15 protein-coding genes are annotated in these 14,850 nt (G+C 58.7%); 6 read left to right on the forward strand and 9 right to left on the reverse strand.

Going from position 1 to position 14,850, the window contains the following annotated elements:
- Nucleotides 1-39: 39 nt before the first annotated feature.
- From ACR0AY_RS03685 to ACR0AY_RS03695, 3 genes are all read left to right on the forward strand, one after another.
- Complete coding sequence (locus tag ACR0AY_RS03685) at nucleotides 40-1,644, forward strand: peptide chain release factor 3 (RefSeq protein WP_170509564.1); 1,605 nt, start codon at nucleotides 40-42, stop codon at nucleotides 1,642-1,644.
- Between the two features lie 41 nt (nucleotides 1,645-1,685).
- Nucleotides 1,686-2,591, forward strand: a complete 906-nt coding sequence (locus ACR0AY_RS03690; protein ID WP_170406195.1) for a glycosyltransferase family 2 protein — start codon at nucleotides 1,686-1,688, stop codon at nucleotides 2,589-2,591.
- A gap of 183 nt (nucleotides 2,592-2,774) precedes the next feature.
- Complete coding sequence (locus ACR0AY_RS03695) at nucleotides 2,775-4,127, forward strand: DEAD/DEAH box helicase (RefSeq protein ID WP_170509561.1); 1,353 nt, start codon at nucleotides 2,775-2,777, stop codon at nucleotides 4,125-4,127.
- Here the strand turns inward: ACR0AY_RS03695 and ACR0AY_RS03700 are convergent.
- The 3 genes from ACR0AY_RS03700 to ACR0AY_RS03710 are packed head-to-tail and all read right to left on the reverse strand — an operon-like array spanning nucleotide 4,124 to nucleotide 6,146.
- A complete protein-coding gene (locus tag ACR0AY_RS03700) occupies nucleotides 4,124-5,026 on the reverse strand; it encodes an EamA family transporter (protein WP_170509559.1) in 903 nt (300 codons plus the stop codon). The genes ACR0AY_RS03695 and ACR0AY_RS03700 overlap by 4 nt on opposite strands.
- A 21-nt stretch (nucleotides 5,027-5,047) precedes the next feature.
- A complete protein-coding gene (locus tag ACR0AY_RS03705; protein ID WP_170509556.1) occupies nucleotides 5,048-5,950 on the reverse strand; it encodes a fatty acid desaturase in 903 nt (300 codons plus the stop codon).
- Nucleotides 5,943-6,146, reverse strand: a complete 204-nt coding sequence (locus ACR0AY_RS03710) for a DUF2061 domain-containing protein (RefSeq protein WP_170396775.1) — start codon at nucleotides 6,144-6,146, stop codon at nucleotides 5,943-5,945. The genes ACR0AY_RS03705 and ACR0AY_RS03710 overlap by 8 nt, the downstream gene beginning before the upstream one ends.
- A gap of 108 nt (nucleotides 6,147-6,254) precedes the next feature.
- On the opposite strand from ACR0AY_RS03710, the gene ACR0AY_RS03715 reads away from it, so the two are divergent.
- Together ACR0AY_RS03715 and ACR0AY_RS03720 are read left to right on the forward strand one after the other, a co-directional pair.
- Entirely contained in the window at nucleotides 6,255-7,121 is an 867-nt protein-coding gene (locus ACR0AY_RS03715; protein ID WP_170509554.1) for a helix-turn-helix domain-containing protein, read from the forward strand.
- Nucleotides 7,122-7,197: 76 nt separating this feature from the next.
- Nucleotides 7,198-7,380: a hypothetical protein gene (locus tag ACR0AY_RS03720; RefSeq protein ID WP_170396771.1), complete on the forward strand. Its 183-nt coding sequence runs from the start codon at nucleotides 7,198-7,200 to the stop codon at nucleotides 7,378-7,380.
- Between the two features lies 1 nt (nucleotide 7,381).
- Here the strand turns inward: ACR0AY_RS03720 and ACR0AY_RS03725 are convergent, their stop codons facing one another.
- The 3 genes from ACR0AY_RS03725 to bcoG form a co-directional block, all read right to left on the reverse strand.
- Nucleotides 7,382-8,143 carry an SDR family oxidoreductase gene (locus ACR0AY_RS03725; protein WP_170396769.1) on the reverse strand — a complete coding sequence of 254 codons (762 nt, stop codon included), beginning with the start codon at nucleotides 8,141-8,143 and terminating at the stop codon, nucleotides 7,382-7,384.
- Nucleotides 8,140-9,621, reverse strand: a complete 1,482-nt coding sequence (locus ACR0AY_RS03730) for a carnitine 3-dehydrogenase (RefSeq protein WP_480453731.1) — start codon at nucleotides 9,619-9,621, stop codon at nucleotides 8,140-8,142. The genes ACR0AY_RS03725 and ACR0AY_RS03730 overlap by 4 nt, the downstream gene beginning before the upstream one ends.
- Before the next feature lie 63 nt (nucleotides 9,622-9,684).
- The gene (gene bcoG / locus ACR0AY_RS03735) at nucleotides 9,685-10,602 is read right to left on the reverse strand and encodes a 3-dehydrocarnitine:acetyl-CoA trimethylamine transferase BcoG (protein ID WP_170509547.1); all 918 of its coding nucleotides are present in this window, start codon (nucleotides 10,600-10,602) and stop codon (nucleotides 9,685-9,687) included.
- A 132-nt stretch (nucleotides 10,603-10,734) separates the two neighbouring features.
- Here bcoG and ACR0AY_RS03740 point away from each other — a divergent pair, with 132 nt between their 5' ends.
- The gene (locus ACR0AY_RS03740) at nucleotides 10,735-11,721 is read left to right on the forward strand and encodes a GlxA family transcriptional regulator (RefSeq protein WP_170509544.1); all 987 of its coding nucleotides are present in this window, start codon (nucleotides 10,735-10,737) and stop codon (nucleotides 11,719-11,721) included.
- A 75-nt stretch (nucleotides 11,722-11,796) separates the two neighbouring features.
- Here the strand turns inward: ACR0AY_RS03740 and ACR0AY_RS03745 are convergent, their stop codons facing one another.
- Genes ACR0AY_RS03745 through ACR0AY_RS03755 form a run of 3 tightly spaced genes read right to left on the reverse strand, consistent with a single transcriptional unit; the run spans nucleotide 11,797 to nucleotide 14,804 of the window.
- Nucleotides 11,797-12,843 carry an aldo/keto reductase gene (locus tag ACR0AY_RS03745; RefSeq protein WP_170406224.1) on the reverse strand — a complete coding sequence of 349 codons (1,047 nt, stop codon included), beginning with the start codon at nucleotides 12,841-12,843 and terminating at the stop codon, nucleotides 11,797-11,799.
- 31 nt (nucleotides 12,844-12,874) lie between these two features.
- On the reverse strand, nucleotides 12,875-13,333 hold the full coding sequence (locus ACR0AY_RS03750) for a DNA polymerase III subunit chi (RefSeq protein WP_170509541.1): 459 nt from the start codon (nucleotides 13,331-13,333) through the stop codon (nucleotides 12,875-12,877).
- Between the two features lie 4 nt (nucleotides 13,334-13,337).
- Nucleotides 13,338-14,804: a leucyl aminopeptidase gene (locus ACR0AY_RS03755; protein ID WP_170509538.1), complete on the reverse strand. Its 1,467-nt coding sequence runs from the start codon at nucleotides 14,802-14,804 to the stop codon at nucleotides 13,338-13,340.
- Nucleotides 14,805-14,850 lie beyond the last annotated feature (46 nt).

The raw sequence follows: 14,850 nt of genomic DNA on the forward strand, positions 1-14,850 counted from the left end.
GTCTTGCCTCAGTTGGATTCCCCGCCTATACGCGCGCTTATGCTTGATACTTCGAACCAACCCACCCTGCCGCCCGAGATCGCTCGTCGCCGGACATTCGCTATCATCTCGCACCCGGATGCGGGTAAGACGACGCTGACGGAAAAGTTTCTGCTGTACGGCGGCGCGATCCAGATGGCTGGACAGGTGCGCGCCAAGGGTGAGGCACGGCGAACGCGGTCGGACTTCATGCAGATGGAGAAAGATCGCGGTATCTCGGTCTCAGCCTCGGCCATGTCATTCGACTACGGGAACTTCCGGTTCAATCTTGTGGACACACCCGGCCACTCGGATTTCTCCGAAGACACCTATCGCACCCTGACGGCCGTAGACGCCGCCGTCATGGTCATTGACGGTGCGAAAGGTGTGGAAAGCCAGACGCAGAAACTGTTCGAGGTCTGCCGCCTGCGCGATTTGCCGATCCTGACCTTCTGTAACAAGATGGACCGCGAAAGCCGGGATACGTTCGAGATCATCGACGAAATTCAGGAAATGCTGGCGATCGACGTCACGCCAGCCGCGTGGCCTATCGGTGTGGGTCGCGATTTCATCGGCTGCTACGACATGCTGCGCGACCGGCTTGAGCTGATGGACCGCGCCGACCGCAACAAGGTGGCCGAAAGCATCCAAATCAATGGTCTGGATGACCCTAAGCTGGCCGAGCATGTGCCCGTTGAATTGCTCGACAAGCTGCTGGAAGAGGTTGAGATGGCGCGCGAATTGCTGCCCAAGCTCGACCCTCAGGCGGTGCTTGAGGGGCACATGACGCCGATCTGGTTTGGTTCGGCCATCAACTCGTTTGGCGTCAAGGAACTGATGGAGGGTATCGGCGCCTATGGTCCGCAGCCGCAGGTTCAGTCGGCTGAGCCCCGTCAGATCGCGCCCGATGAAAAGAAGGTCGCCGGTTTCGTGTTCAAGGTGCAGGCCAATATGGATCCCAAACACCGCGACCGGGTGGCGTTTGTCCGCATGGCCTCGGGCCATTTCAAACGCGGCATGAAGCTAACGCATGTGCGATCGAAGAAACCGATGGCAATATCGAACCCCGTGCTGTTCCTCGCCTCTGATCGTGAACTGGCCGAGGAAGCCTGGGCCGGTGATATCATCGGCATTCCCAACCACGGTCAGTTGCGCATCGGTGACACGCTGACCGAAGGTGAGGCGATCCGGGTGACCGGCATCCCCTCCTTCGCACCGGAATTGCTGCAAACGGTGCGCGCGGGTGACCCATTGAAGGCCAAGCATCTGGAAAAGGCCCTGATGCAGTTTGCCGAGGAAGGTGCCGCGAAGGTTTTCAAACCCTCAATCGGGTCAGGATTCATCGTAGGCGTCGTCGGTGCGCTGCAATTCGAGGTGCTCGCCAGCCGGATTGAGATGGAATACGGCCTGCCTGTGCGGTTTGAGGCGTCTCAGTTCACCTCGGCCCGTTGGGTCAGTGGCAACAAGGTTGAGATCGACAAATTCGTCAACGCCAACAAGCAGCATATTGCCCATGATCACGATGGAGATATCGTCTATCTGACGCGGCTGCAGTGGGACATCGACCGGGTCGTCCGCGATTATCCCGAGCTGAGCCTGACCGCGACGAAGGAAATGATGACCTGACGGATTCTGCAGGCAATCCAGAAGTGACCACATGGGGGATTGTGTCAACGATCCGCGCCCCGCGTGAGGATATTTTGCGCTTTGCCGCCCACCACCTCGATATCGGCGCGGACCGGATTCACATCTTTCTGGACGAGCCGGTCCAGGGGGACATCTCAGCCCTGCGCGAGCATCCCCGGATCCGGGTGCGTACCTGCGATGCGGCATTCTGGAAGCGTCGCAGGCGTGAGAGGCCGGACAAACATCAGGTTCGCCAATCCTCGAATGCGAATTTGATCTACAACAGGACTGATCTGGACTGGGTCGCACATATCGATGTCGATGAGTTTCTGTGGCCGATGTCCCCGATCCCCGACCTGCTGCGCGACATCCCCGATGACATCCCCGCCGTCCGCGTCCGCCCGATTGAGGCGCTGGCGGGTGGCCAGGACCTCTACAAAGCGTTCATTCCCGAAGGTCAGAATCGACAAGCGCTGGTCGAAGCGCTCTATCCCAATTTCGGCACTTACGTTCTGGCCGGTTTCATGAGCCACATTCAGGGCAAACTGTTCGTACGCGGCGGTTTGAAAAAACTGAGCGACCGTATCCACAACCTCTATCAGCACGGTGAGTTTCTGCCAGTCAGAACCGAGCTTCCTCAGATCGATCTGTGTCATCGCCACGCCCCGGATTGGGAGCATTGGCTGGCGCATTATCGTTTCCGCCTCGAACGCGGCTCGTACCAGGCCAGCCCGGATCGCCCGCGAAAGATCGGTGCGCTAGACAGGTACGAATTGATCACCCTTCTGGAAACCGAATACGGGCTCGATGGCCTGCGGGAATTTTACGATGAAATCAGCGCTGCTGACCCGGAAGTGCTGGAACGGCTTGAGGATAACGACATGATCCGTCACCGGCCGCTTGATCTGGACCAAAAAGTCGCGAAACACTTTCCCGGAACCATCTGAATTGTTGCGGAAATCCTTGTTACCGGCAGATTTGCCACGGATTAAACCGACTTCATTTGACCCTGCCCCACGTTTTTGTTATGCCCGCGCCACAGCCGAAACGCGCATGGGGCGCATGGCCATCCGGGCCCGGCATTTTCAGACGCGCGGGCCAGGTCTAGTGTCCGCTTGAACCGGACATACATGACAAAGTTTAACGAACTGAACCTGAACCCGAAGGTCCTCAAAGCAATTGAGGAAGCCGGATACGAAACTCCGACCCCGATCCAGGAAGGCGCAATTCCAGCCGCGCTGGAAGGGCGCGATGTTCTGGGGATCGCCCAAACCGGCACCGGCAAAACCGCCAGCTTCACCCTGCCGATGATCACATTGCTGGCCCGTGGTCGCGCCCGCGCACGTATGCCACGCTCGCTGGTCTTGTGCCCGACGCGGGAACTGGCAGCGCAGGTGGCCGAGAATTTCGATACCTACGCCAAGCACCTCAAGCTGACCAAAGCACTGTTGATCGGTGGCGTTTCCTTCAAGGAACAGGATGCTCTGATTGACCGCGGTGTTGACGTGCTGATTGCCACTCCGGGCCGTCTGCTGGATCATTTCGAACGCGGGAAGCTGCTTCTGACAGGCGTTCAGATCATGGTGGTGGACGAAGCTGACCGGATGCTCGACATGGGCTTCATTCCTGATATCGAGCGCATCTTCTCGCTGACGCCATTCACCCGCCAGACGCTGTTCTTCTCAGCCACCATGGCGCCCGAGATCGAACGGATCACCGATACTTTCCTGTCGGCCCCCACCCGGGTCGAAGTTGCGCGTCAGGCCACCGCTTCGGAAACCATCGAACAAGGCGTGGTGATGTTCAAAGGTGGTCGCCGGGATCGTGAGGCCAGCCAGAAACGCAAAACCCTGCGCGCATTGATCGATGCCGAGGGTGACAAATGCACCAACGCCATCATCTTCTGCAATCGCAAGACCGATGTAGATATTTGCGCCAAGTCGCTGAAGAAATACGGCTATAACGCCGCCGCGATCCATGGCGATCTGGATCAGTCGCAGCGGATGAAAACACTGGACGGATTCCGCGATGGATCACTGCGGCTGCTGGTGGCTTCGGACGTTGCTGCACGGGGTCTGGATATCCCCTCGGTCAGCCACGTGTTCAACTTCGATGTTCCCGGCCATGCCGAAGATTATGTCCACCGCATCGGCCGCACGGGCCGTGCCGGGCGCGAAGGCAAGGCAATCACGATCTGCTCGGGCCGCGATGAAAAGGCGCTGGCCGCGATCGAGAGCCTGATCCAGAAGGACATTCCGCGCATCGACAATCCGGTCAAGGCCGATGAACCCAAGCCCGAGGCGCTAAAGCCAGAGAAGAATGCCAAAGCGTCGGACAACAAAAAGAGCGAGAGCCGCAAAGAGCGAGAGCCCAAAACCCGTGGTCGTGGGCGTCGCGACGATGGCGGGCCAGCAGTTGTAGGCATGGGGGATCACCTCCCCAGCTTTATCGCTCTCAGCTTTGATGAGCGTCGCGCTGGCTAGATTGTCAGCACAAGCGCCAGTATCGACAAGCCAAGCAACGTCATCCCGGCGATCTCGCGCCGGGTGATGGTTTCACGGAAAAACAGCAGCGATGCGAACAGGCTGAGGATCAGTTCGATCTGACCCAAGGCCTTCACATAGGCTGCGTTCTGCAACGTGAAGGCAAAGAACCAGCAAAACGAACCACAGAGGCTGGTCAGGCCGACAAAAACCCCGGTCCGGCGAGTCTCCCACACGGCGCGCAGCTCGGCCCTGTCTCGCCAAAGCAGCCACAGCCACATGCTGAGAAACTGAAACGTTACCACGACGGCCAGTGTCACAAGTGCCCGGAACCACGCATCGATGTCGCCCAATTGCAAAGAGGCGCCGCGATAGCTGACCGAGGAGAATGCGAATAACACGCCTGACCCCAGTCCAAGACGCGAGGCTTTGTTTGTCAGATGTTGCCACCAAGCGCCGCTGCCTCCGGGCGTTTTTGACAACAACAGGACGGCCAGCAACCCAAGCAGAATTGCCCCCAGCGCCCCGGTAGAGACCTGATCGCCGAGGACAAGGAACCCCACAATAGCGGTTTGAATCACCTCAGTTTTCTTAAACGTAATCCCTACCGCAAAGTTGCGCTGCTTGAACAATGCCACAACGCAGATCGTGGCCAGTATCTGTGTGGTCCCGCCGATGACAGCAAATATCCAGAACTTCGCCGTCAGCGCTGGCAGTTCGTACCCTGTCGCGCCCAAAGCAATGGAAAGCCCCAGCAAGGCCAATGGCATGGAATAGGCGAATCGTGCAAATGTCGCCCCGGCAGCCGAAAGCTTCACGCTGCTCAGGGATTTCTGCAGCATGAACCGCACCGTCTGGAACGATGCGGCCGCGATGGTGACGGGAATCCATAAACTCATGGCTTCCCTTCTGTCGTTAAATCAAGGCTTTGGCCAGAGCGGATGCGCCACCGGATCCTTGGCGCGCCAGAAATACTCTCGGAATATCTGCCCGTACGAACGGTAGACATAAGCCTCGTTACAGGCCAAGTACCTTTCCTTGCCCGTGCGGTAGAGTGCAGGCAATCGGTACCAAGGTGCTGATGGGTTCATATGATGAACGACGTGCAAGTTATTGTTCAAAAACAGAAATGCAAGGATGCCACGGTCTTCTACGATCACTGTGCGCGCGCGCGACTTCTCATGCGCGCGGTGTTCCAGGAATGTGCGGATCTTGACCAGTCCCAGCCCGATATATGCTGCAAGGGCGAAGGCCCAGATCGGCATTTGCGAAAGCGCGACGATCCAAAGAGTCGCGACAACGCCGGGCATATGCAGCGCCCATGCCAACAAAATCGCCCGATCTCCGCGAAGTGCACCACGCAGTTCATCCCGCAAGAACGCAACTTGCCCGATCGCAGGCCCCAGAACCATCCGCCCCAGCAGAGTATTGTTCACTTGATACATCCGTCTTTGCCATCGAGCCAGAGACGCCCAGACCTGCGGGTCGAGATAGTTGGTCTCAGGGTCATCATAGGGATCGGTTAGGTTCGCGTCACAGTGATGCGCCAGATGCAGGTCCCGAAACCTATTGTAGGGAATGAACAAAGTCAGCGGCATCGCCATCAGTGTCTCATTCAGCCACTTCTGGCGAAAGGGATGCCCGTGCAAAGCCTCATGGGTCAGCGAGGAATGCAGCGCAGCCACCAGCCCCATGAACGGGATCGCAAGCCAAAGCGATATGCCTGCCAACCAGAAAATCGCACCAATCCAGGCTAAATAGCACGCGATGATCAGGGCAAATGTCGCCCATTCAGGTGATTTGGGTGTGACCGGCTCAGCCATTGCGGCCCCACGTGATTCCGGCCCAGATACGCTCGTAAATTACATACATGGTCAAGCCAATGGCTGTATTGACCAGAGCAACCATCCCTCCAAGTGCTGCTGAACCCGTGGCGATCAAACCAACCAGCGTCATCATCGCCAGCCCCATCGCATTCCACACCAGCGCCTTCACGACCGACCTGCGTCGCGTTTCCATTCCAGACCCCATTCTTATTTTTGTAACACCAGCGTTACAGACAGAGCCAAGGGTCGTGAATTCTGAATATGATTAACGATTCTCACCAAAGGTGATATTAATCACCACATGATTGATAAAATCGACAAACGGGATCGCGCCCTGCATTTTCGCCAGCGCATGGCCCGAGCGATGCAAGAGCGCAACGTCAGCCAAAGCGCCCTGGCACGCAGCATCGGGGTTGACCGATCTACCGTTTCGCAATTGCTGACCGGGGCGGGGGCACGCCTTCCGAATGCTCATGTCGTCGGCAGCTGCGCCTCGGCGCTTGGGGTTTCCGCCGATTGGCTGCTTGGGCTTTCTAACCGACCCGAGAGCGCGGCAGAACTATTGGCCAGTTCCCTCACCCTGACCGAAGCTGCCCGGGCATTGGTGGATGAGCGCATCTTTGAATGGCACCAGGAGGCCGCCGGCTACAAGATACGCTACGTTCCGGCCACCCTACCCGACATGCTCAAGACCCGCGCCGTGCTTGAATGGGAATACGCTCCGCATCTCGGCCGTACTGCGGATCAAGCCATTGGCGCCTCGGCAGACCGACTGGCATGGATGCGCAGCGCCCAGTCCGATTATGAGATTGCCATGCCGTTGTACGAGCTTCACAGCTTTGCCTATGCCACCGGTTACTACGAGGGACTACCGCTTCAGGTCCGGTTGGATCAGATCGATCACTTGCTGTCGGTGTGCGAGCAGCTTTATCCACGTCTGCGCATCTATCTATTTGATGCAAAACGTCTTTACTCTGCCCCTGTCACGATATTCGGCCCACTTCTATGCGTGTTCTATGCCGGAAGCCACTACATGGCTTTCCGAGACCGCGACCGGATTGAGGTCTTTACGCTCCATTTCGACCGGCTGGTTCGAGAGGCGGATATGACCGCACGTGATTTCCCGGACCATCTGCAGCAATTGCGCTCAGAAATCTCTCAGACATGACCTGGGCTAAAAGCTGTAGTATAGTCACTTGGCGCGAAACTACAGACATTCCGATCTGAGATGGAGGATGACGGGAATGGACGCACTCAAAACCGCTGAATACGCACGTGCCCTTTATACGGCCCATGGCGATCGGGCCGAAGCCGAAGCTGCGCAGAAAATGCGCGAATGCGAAGCCGCCGGAAATCAGCAGGAGGCGCAGGACTGGCAAGCCGTCCGCAGCGCCATCCGCCAGATTCGGGGGCCAAATCAGGGCTGATTCACAGTTTCGGGTCAGGATTGACCGTATGGCCATCCACCGCGATTACCTGACCCGACACCAGCCTCGCTGCATCTGAAGCCAGGAATACAGCCATGTTCGCAATGTCCTGCGCCTCTACAAAGCGGCCCATGGACGTGCCCGAGGCATAGCCGTCGTAAACCTGATCCCGGGTCATGCCCTTGGCATCGGCCTCGCGCTGCAACACGCCCTCCATGCGTGGTCCTTCAACCGAACCCGGGCAGATCACATTGCAGCGTATACCGTGCGGCCCAAGCTCCATCGCCAGCGTTTTGCCTAATCCCACCATGCCCCACTTGGCCGCCGCATACGGCGCGCGGTTGGGGTATCCGTACTGGCCTGCAGTCGATGAAGTGATCAAGATCGCGCCGCTGCGTTGCTGTTTCATCAGAGGTGCAGCGTATTTAGAGCACAAAAATGACCCCTCTAGATTGATGGAAAGGCATGACCTCCAATCCGTCAGGGAAACGTCCTCAACTGCTGCGGTGGGACCCGCTATCCCCGCATTCGCACAGAGCACATCAAGCCCGTCCCATTCGGTCTCAAGGTCAGTAAACGCAGCAGCGACAGCATCCTCATCCGACACATCAAGCTGGCTTTGCTTCCAATGCGCCGGGCAATCCGCCAACGCATCCGCATCAACATCCGCAACCCAGACCTGAGCCCCGGCAGCATCAAACGCTTCAGCCATGGCCCTGCCGACGCCAGAGGCGCCTGCGGTAATCAAGACCCGGCTGCTCATGCGGGCTTGCGGATCGCCGCGCCCGCGCCTTCGGGATAAGGCAACCCGGCCTGCGCCTCGGCAACCCGTGCCATCGCGGCCTCGATCTCGGGTGAAGGTGGGCTGGGGCGTCGGGTCTCAAGGCTGACATGCAGAAGAAAGCTTTCGCCTGTGGCCAACAGCGTTTCACCCTCGTACATGCTGTGGAAGACATGCAGCTTCTTGCCCTGCCCTAACAGCATCTGCGTACGGCATTCGATCCGCGACCCCGCATGGGTCTCCTGCATGTAACGGATGTGATTTTCGGCAGTGAAATAGCTGCCGCCTGTCGCGATATACTCCATATCGCAGCCAATGATTTCCATGAAACGATCCGTGGCCGCTGCAAAGGCCTCCAGATATTTAGCTTCATTCATGTGGCCATTGTAGTCGGTCCAATCCAGCGGAACGGCGCGCGACAGCGTGAGGATCGGCTGGCTCAGATCCGCCTCGTCCAGCGTCGGCAGCGCTCCGGGCTTCAAGGCCGCATCATGCTGGTTCAATACCGCCCCTGCACCATAGTTCTGGGCCTTCAGCGCCCGCATCATACCAACGAGGTTATTGTCCCGGATACGCTCCAACTCGCGGATCGAGTACTTGCCAGACTGCGCATCCGACTGATCCGCAATCATGTCGACCAACTCATCGGTGAACTCAGGCACATCCATCAGTTTGGTCCAGGGCCATTTCAGCGCTGGGCCGAACTGAGCCATGAAATGCCGCATCCCGGCCTCTCCACCGGCCACGCGATAGGTTTCGAACAGTCCCATCTGGGCCCAACGGATACCAAAACCCATGCGGATGGATTCATCGATCTCTTCGGTCGTTGCGATGCCGTCTTTCACCAGCCAAAGCGCCTCGCGCCACACCGCCTCGAGGAACCGGTCAGCAATATGCGCGTCGATTTCCTTCTTGATGTGCAGCGGGAAGAACCCCACCGAGGTCAAAAGATCTTTGGCCCGCGCGATCAAGTCAGGTGAATTCTTGTCGGTCGGAACCAGTTCGATCAGTGGCAACAGGTAGACCGGGTTGAACGGGTGGGTCACCACGATCTGCTCGGGTCGCAAAGCGCCTTCCTGCAACTCCGAGGGCTTGAACCCGCTGGTCGAGGACCCGATGATTGCATCTGGATCACAAGCCCCCTGCAAGCTCTTGTAAACCTTCAGCTTCAGATCGAGCCTTTCCGGTACGCTCTCCTGAATCCAGATCGCACCCTGAACTGCCTCACCGAGATCGTCATGAAAGCTCAGCGTCCCTTCTAGAGGCAGAGGTACATCGCTCAACCCCGGCAAAGAACGACGCGCGTTATCTAACACCTCACCGATCTTCCTCTCGGCTTCAGGGTCGGGATCGTATACCCGAACATCCCATCCGTTCAGCAGGAACCGGGCAGCCCACCCGCCACCAATCACTCCGCCTCCGATGATTGCTGCTGTTTTTGCTTGCTGTTCTTTGCCCACGATCCGCCTCTTCATCTGGCCAAAAATATCTCGGAGGTTTGGGGGCTGGCCCCCAATCCGCGACTACTTCGCAACCGGAGCCCGCTTGGTAAGCCCCAGCTTCTCACGTACTTCCTGCGGCCCGATCACCCGCGCGCCCATGTTTTCGATGATGCTGCCTGCACGCTCGACCAACTGCCAGTTTTCGGCCAGAACACCCTTTTCCAGCCACAGGTTGTCCTCCAGCCCGACGCGCACATTGCCGCCCGCCAGAACCGAGGCCGCGACATACGCCATCTCATTGCGCCCCAGCGAAAACGCGCTGAACGTCCAGTCCTCCGGCACATTGTTCACCATCGCCATAAAGGTGTTGAGATCATCCGGAGCCCCCCACGGCACCCCCATACATAGCTGGACCAGAGCGTTCGGTTCCAGAACACCCTCTTTCACCAGCTGCTTGGCGAACCACAGATGGCCGGTGTCGAAGGCCTCGATCTCGGGCTTCACACCCAGATCGGTCATCATCTGCCCCATCGCCCGCAAGGCGCCGGGCGTATTGGTCATCACATAGTCGGCCTCGGCAAAGTTCATCGTGCCACAATCCAGAGTACAGATTTCAGGCAAGCACTCCGCTACATGTGCAACACGTTCAGTCGCGCCGACCAAATCTGTTCCGGCCTCTGCCAAAGGCAGCGGATTTTCGATCCCGCCGAACACCATGTCTCCGCCCATGCCCGCCGTCAGGTTCAGAACCGCGTCTACTTCGGCATCGCGAATGCGGTCCGTGACTTCACGGTACAGCGCCAGATCGCGTGAAGGCGCACCGGTCTCGGGGTCGCGCACATGGCAGTGCACCACAGCCGCACCGGCTTTCGCTGCAGCAATTGCACTATCGGCAATCTGCTTCGGCGAACGCGGCACATGTGGGCTGCGATCCTGTGTCCCGCCCGAGCCGGTGACGGCACAGGTGATAAAGACTTCGCGGTTCATTTCCAAAGGCATGGCGTTATCCCCAGCTTATACCCGGTTTTACCGTGGGTTTTCCCCAGGCTTCTCCCCGGATTCCGATTTGCGTCAACGCCAACTCTGACGCAGCCTTGAGGGAACCACTTAGCAAAATGCGAATCAGACTTGATGAAATCCGCAAAAAACATACTGCAGCCCGAACATCGCGCCCTGAAAACGGCGGTGCTGGTGCTGGACGAATGCAACACACTCAGCTTCGCGGCCGCCGTCGATCCGATGCGTGCTGCCAACCGACTAGCGGATCGGCCCGCTTTTGATTGGGACTACGTCACGGCAACCGCAGAACCCGCGTTGCTGACCAGCGCTCTGAATGTGCAGGGCATTCCCCTGGCCCGGTTGCAGGGCTGCGATCTGTTGATCGTAGTTGCCGGATTCCAATTGGCCCGTCATGCGACGCCAAGCCTGCTCGCCGGGCTCCGCAGGATCGCGGCCACCGGTGCAACAATCGCCGGGATAGATGGCGGCCCCTGGTTACTGGCTGAGGCTGGATTGCTCGACGGTCACGCGGCGACGACCCATTGGGAGGATTTGGAGAACTTCGCTGCGCGCTTTCCCAATGTCGATGTGTGCCCTGACCGATTTACCGTCTCCGATACACGCCTAACCTCTGGCGGCGCCGTCCCGGCGATCGATATGATGCTCCATATTATTGCTGCACGTCATGGCGCGGGCTTTGCCGCCCGCGTGTCCGGGCTATTCCTCTATGAAGGTGCGTCTCAGCCCTCAAAACCACAAAGCCGCACCGGTGCGCCGCACCGTCACACCGCGCTCACAGCCAAAGCCAACTCATTGATGGAATCCTCACTGGACGACCCCCTATCCCTTGCGCACATCGCCGATAGACTCGGCACTAGTACGCGCACCCTGCAGCAGCAGTTCCGCCTGCGCCTGAATACAACTCCACAGGATCATTACCTGCAACTCAGACTGGCCGAGGCCCGCCGTCTGGTTACCGATACCGACCTGCCGCTGATGGACGTGGCGCTGGCCACCGGCTTCGCCTCGCAATCCAGCTTCGCGCGCGCGTTCCGAACCGCCCACGGCCTCACGGCTCGCGACCTCAGGCAAGACCGTACGCAACCCACCCATCACTGACGCGATCCAACTTCATCTGGCCTAAAATACCTCGGGGGAGTCGCCAAAAGCGACGGGGGCAGAGCCCCCATCCCTTCAATATGGCATCGGAAACGCCCGGTGCGCCGCACTGATCTCGGCCATCACTTCGGACGACAGCTTCAAATCCTTACCCGCCAGAATATGTTCTAGCTGCGCTACATTTGTTGCGCCAAAGATGGTTGAGGCCATGAAAGGACGGCTGCAACACCACGCCAGTGACATGTGGATCGGGTCCAGCCCATGCCGCGCGGCAACATCCAGATAAGCAGCCACGGCATCAAAAACGCGATCTGTTTTACGCCCGCCCATATTCGGCACCAGCGCCATGCGTGATCCTTCTGGAACAACACCCCCTTGATATTTCCCAGTCAGGAAACCTGCCGCCAACGGTGAGAATGATAGTAACCCGACATCTTCCAGAAGACACAATTCAGCCAGGTCGGTATCGAATAACCGGCAGAGCAAAGAATATTCGTTCTGGATCGACGCGACCCGAGGTCCACTAACCTCATCCGATGCCCGCAACCACTGAGCGGTACCCCAAGCGCTTTCATTCGACAGACCAAAGGCGCGGATATTGCCCTTGTCCACCTGCGCCTGCAGAGCGATCAGGCTTTCGCGCATCTCGTCCATAATCTCGTCCCGGTTGTGACCCGAGGGTGCATAGTCCCAGTTCTGTCGGAACATGTAGCTGCCACGATTTGGCCAGTGGAACTGATAGAGATCTATACAGTCAGTCTGTAGACGACGCAGTGAACCCTCTATCGCCTCAGGTATGGTCTCTTTCGAGATTGGGGCGCCATTGCGCGCATGCACGAACCCTTCACCAGAGTGTTTCGTGGCCAGCACATAGTCACCGCGCCGCGAAGGATTGGCGGCATTCCAATTGCCAAGAATCTCTTCGGTCCGCCCGACCGTCTCTGCCGAGATCGGGTTCACCGGATACATCTCAGCCGCGTCGACAAAGTTGATCCCACCCGCAAGCGCCATGTCCATCTGGCGGTGCGCCTCAGTTTCCGAGGTCTGAGTACCAAAGGTCATTGTCCCAAGACATAAATCCGACACCATGATCCCGGTGCGGCCCAAAGGCTTCATATCCATTTGAAATCTCCTAAAATATATTTGTGGCCGATCAAGCCTCGGCCTTTTTCTCCCATCGTCCGGATTCCTCGGACCAATACTGTGCCGAACACCCCGCCCCGGTCAGAGCCTTCCACTGCCCGCGCGCATGTTGAACCGCCTCCGGATCATTCCCGTCGAACAGAATGCAGACACGCTCCATGGTCGAAACTTCCTCCGCCTCAACCGTTGCCCCATCGACAGCCATTACACAGGTCGCGTCATTTGCTGCCCCTTGGCCGGTCGTCAGCAGAACGGGCTGTGCCGCGTCGTGCGGGCCACCTTCGCGGCCATGCGGCAGGAACCCGTCCTCAGGTCCCAGCCACAATTTCTCATCCAGCCAGTCCATCCGCGCAGGGTCGACACCCCGCACGGCAATCCGCCATCCGGCCTGCCGTGCCTTGTCGAGCAGCACAGGCAGTGTGTGCTCCAACGGCTGACGGGTCAGGTGGTAGAAATAGACGGCACCCATGCGCTTACTCGAAATTGTCCTGCACGAACCGGCTTAGCGCGCGGACGCCCCAGCCCGTGGCCCCTTTCGGTGCATAAGCGGTCTCGGAAGAGACAGAGGCCACACCTGCGATATCCAAGTGAATCCACGGCGTCTCTTCCTTGACGAAACGCTGCAGGAACTGCGCTGCGGTGATCGAACCTGCGGGCCGCCCGCCCACGTTCTTCATATCCGCAATGCGCGATTTAAGTTGTTTGTCGTAGCCTTCACCCAAGGGCAGCCGCCATGCGCCCTCGTCCTCGGCCTTGGCCGACTTCAGGAAGGCGTCGCAGAAGGTGTCATTGTTTGAAAACACACCGGCATTCTCATGCCCAAGACCAATGATGACCGCGCCCGTCAGAGTGGCCAGATCGATCATGCCCACCGGCTGGAACCGATCCTGCGCGTACCACATGACGTCACACAGAACCAAACGACCCTCGGCATCGGTGTTGATGATCTCGACAGTGTCGCCTTTCATCGAAGTGACCACATCGCCCGGGCGAGAGGCATTGCCCGAGGGCATGTTTTCGACCAACCCGACCAGCCCCACGACATTGGCTTTGGCGTTGCGCTTGGCCAACGCTCGCATGGTTCCGGCAACAACACCCGCGCCGCCCATGTCCATGGTCATGTCTTCCATGCCTCCGGCCGGCTTAAGCGAGATACCGCCGGTATCGAACACGACGCCCTTACCGACCAAGGCCAGTGGCGCGTCATCCTTGTCGCCGCCGTCCCATTGCATCACCACAACTTTCGAGGGGCTGACCGAGCCCTGCCCGACGCTCAGCAGCGTACGCATGCCCAGTTCGGCCAGCTTGTCCTCTTCCAGAACCTCGACCTTCAGGCCCAGCGATTCCATCTCGACCAACCTGTCCGCGAACTCAGTTGTCGTCAGCACATTCGCGGGTTCATTTGTCAGATCTCGTGTCATGCGCACACCGTCTGCGACGGCATAGAGCGGCGCAAAGTCAGCTTCGGCCTCCTCTGGCTTGGAGTGACCGATGGTGATCTCACCCGCCGGGTCTGAGTCCTTGGATTTGTGGACATCGAAATCGTAGGCCCGCAGTACCATGCCCAAGGCTACCTCTTCGATACGCGCGTGATTGGCGGCCATGACCAGCACGGGTTTGCCCGCTGCAGCTTTCGCCAGATTGGCCCCGGCCTTGCGTGCCTCGTCAGAGTCGGGGCGACGCGGCAACACCAGAATATCCAGCGCCTCGGCCACCATTCCGGCAGGCCAGGCCAGCGAAATAACATTACCCGATTTGACCTTGCTGAACCGCTCGCTTTCGACCAGCCGCGCAACCGCGCCTTTGGTCAGGCGATTGGCTCGACGCGCGGCGGGGCTCATCTTGCCATCGGCGGGAATGAGAATGGCCACGCGCCCTTCGGTTTGCGCTATCGCATCAAGGTCAAAGGGGGTGAATCGGACGGGCACAAGACTGCTCATATCATTCTCCTGAAAAATGCGTTGCCCAAGACCTAGCCCGCGCAGC

This window comes from Ruegeria sp. A5 (genome assembly GCF_056543005.1).

Coding starts and splice junctions, on each gene's coding strand:
- ACR0AY_RS03685 (WP_170509564.1), top strand. CDS start 40: ATGCTTGATACTTCGAACCAACCCACCCTGCCGCCCGAGATCGCTCGT.
- ACR0AY_RS03695 (WP_170509561.1), top strand. CDS start 2,775: ATGACAAAGTTTAACGAACTGAACCTGAACCCGAAGGTCCTCAAAGCA.
- ACR0AY_RS03700 (WP_170509559.1), bottom strand. CDS start 5,026: ATGAGTTTATGGATTCCCGTCACCATCGCGGCCGCATCGTTCCAGACG.
- ACR0AY_RS03705 (WP_170509556.1), bottom strand. CDS start 5,950: ATGGCTGAGCCGGTCACACCCAAATCACCTGAATGGGCGACATTTGCC.
- ACR0AY_RS03710 (WP_170396775.1), bottom strand. CDS start 6,146: ATGGAAACGCGACGCAGGTCGGTCGTGAAGGCGCTGGTGTGGAATGCG.
- ACR0AY_RS03715 (WP_170509554.1), top strand. CDS start 6,255: ATGATTGATAAAATCGACAAACGGGATCGCGCCCTGCATTTTCGCCAG.
- ACR0AY_RS03720 (WP_170396771.1), top strand. CDS start 7,198: ATGGACGCACTCAAAACCGCTGAATACGCACGTGCCCTTTATACGGCC.
- ACR0AY_RS03725 (WP_170396769.1), bottom strand. CDS start 8,143: ATGAGCAGCCGGGTCTTGATTACCGCAGGCGCCTCTGGCGTCGGCAGG.
- bcoG (WP_170509547.1), bottom strand. CDS start 10,602: ATGCCTTTGGAAATGAACCGCGAAGTCTTTATCACCTGTGCCGTCACC.
- ACR0AY_RS03740 (WP_170509544.1), top strand. CDS start 10,735: ATGAAATCCGCAAAAAACATACTGCAGCCCGAACATCGCGCCCTGAAA.
- ACR0AY_RS03745 (WP_170406224.1), bottom strand. CDS start 12,843: ATGGATATGAAGCCTTTGGGCCGCACCGGGATCATGGTGTCGGATTTA.
- ACR0AY_RS03750 (WP_170509541.1), bottom strand. CDS start 13,333: ATGGGTGCCGTCTATTTCTACCACCTGACCCGTCAGCCGTTGGAGCAC.
- ACR0AY_RS03755 (WP_170509538.1), bottom strand. CDS start 14,804: ATGAGCAGTCTTGTGCCCGTCCGATTCACCCCCTTTGACCTTGATGCG.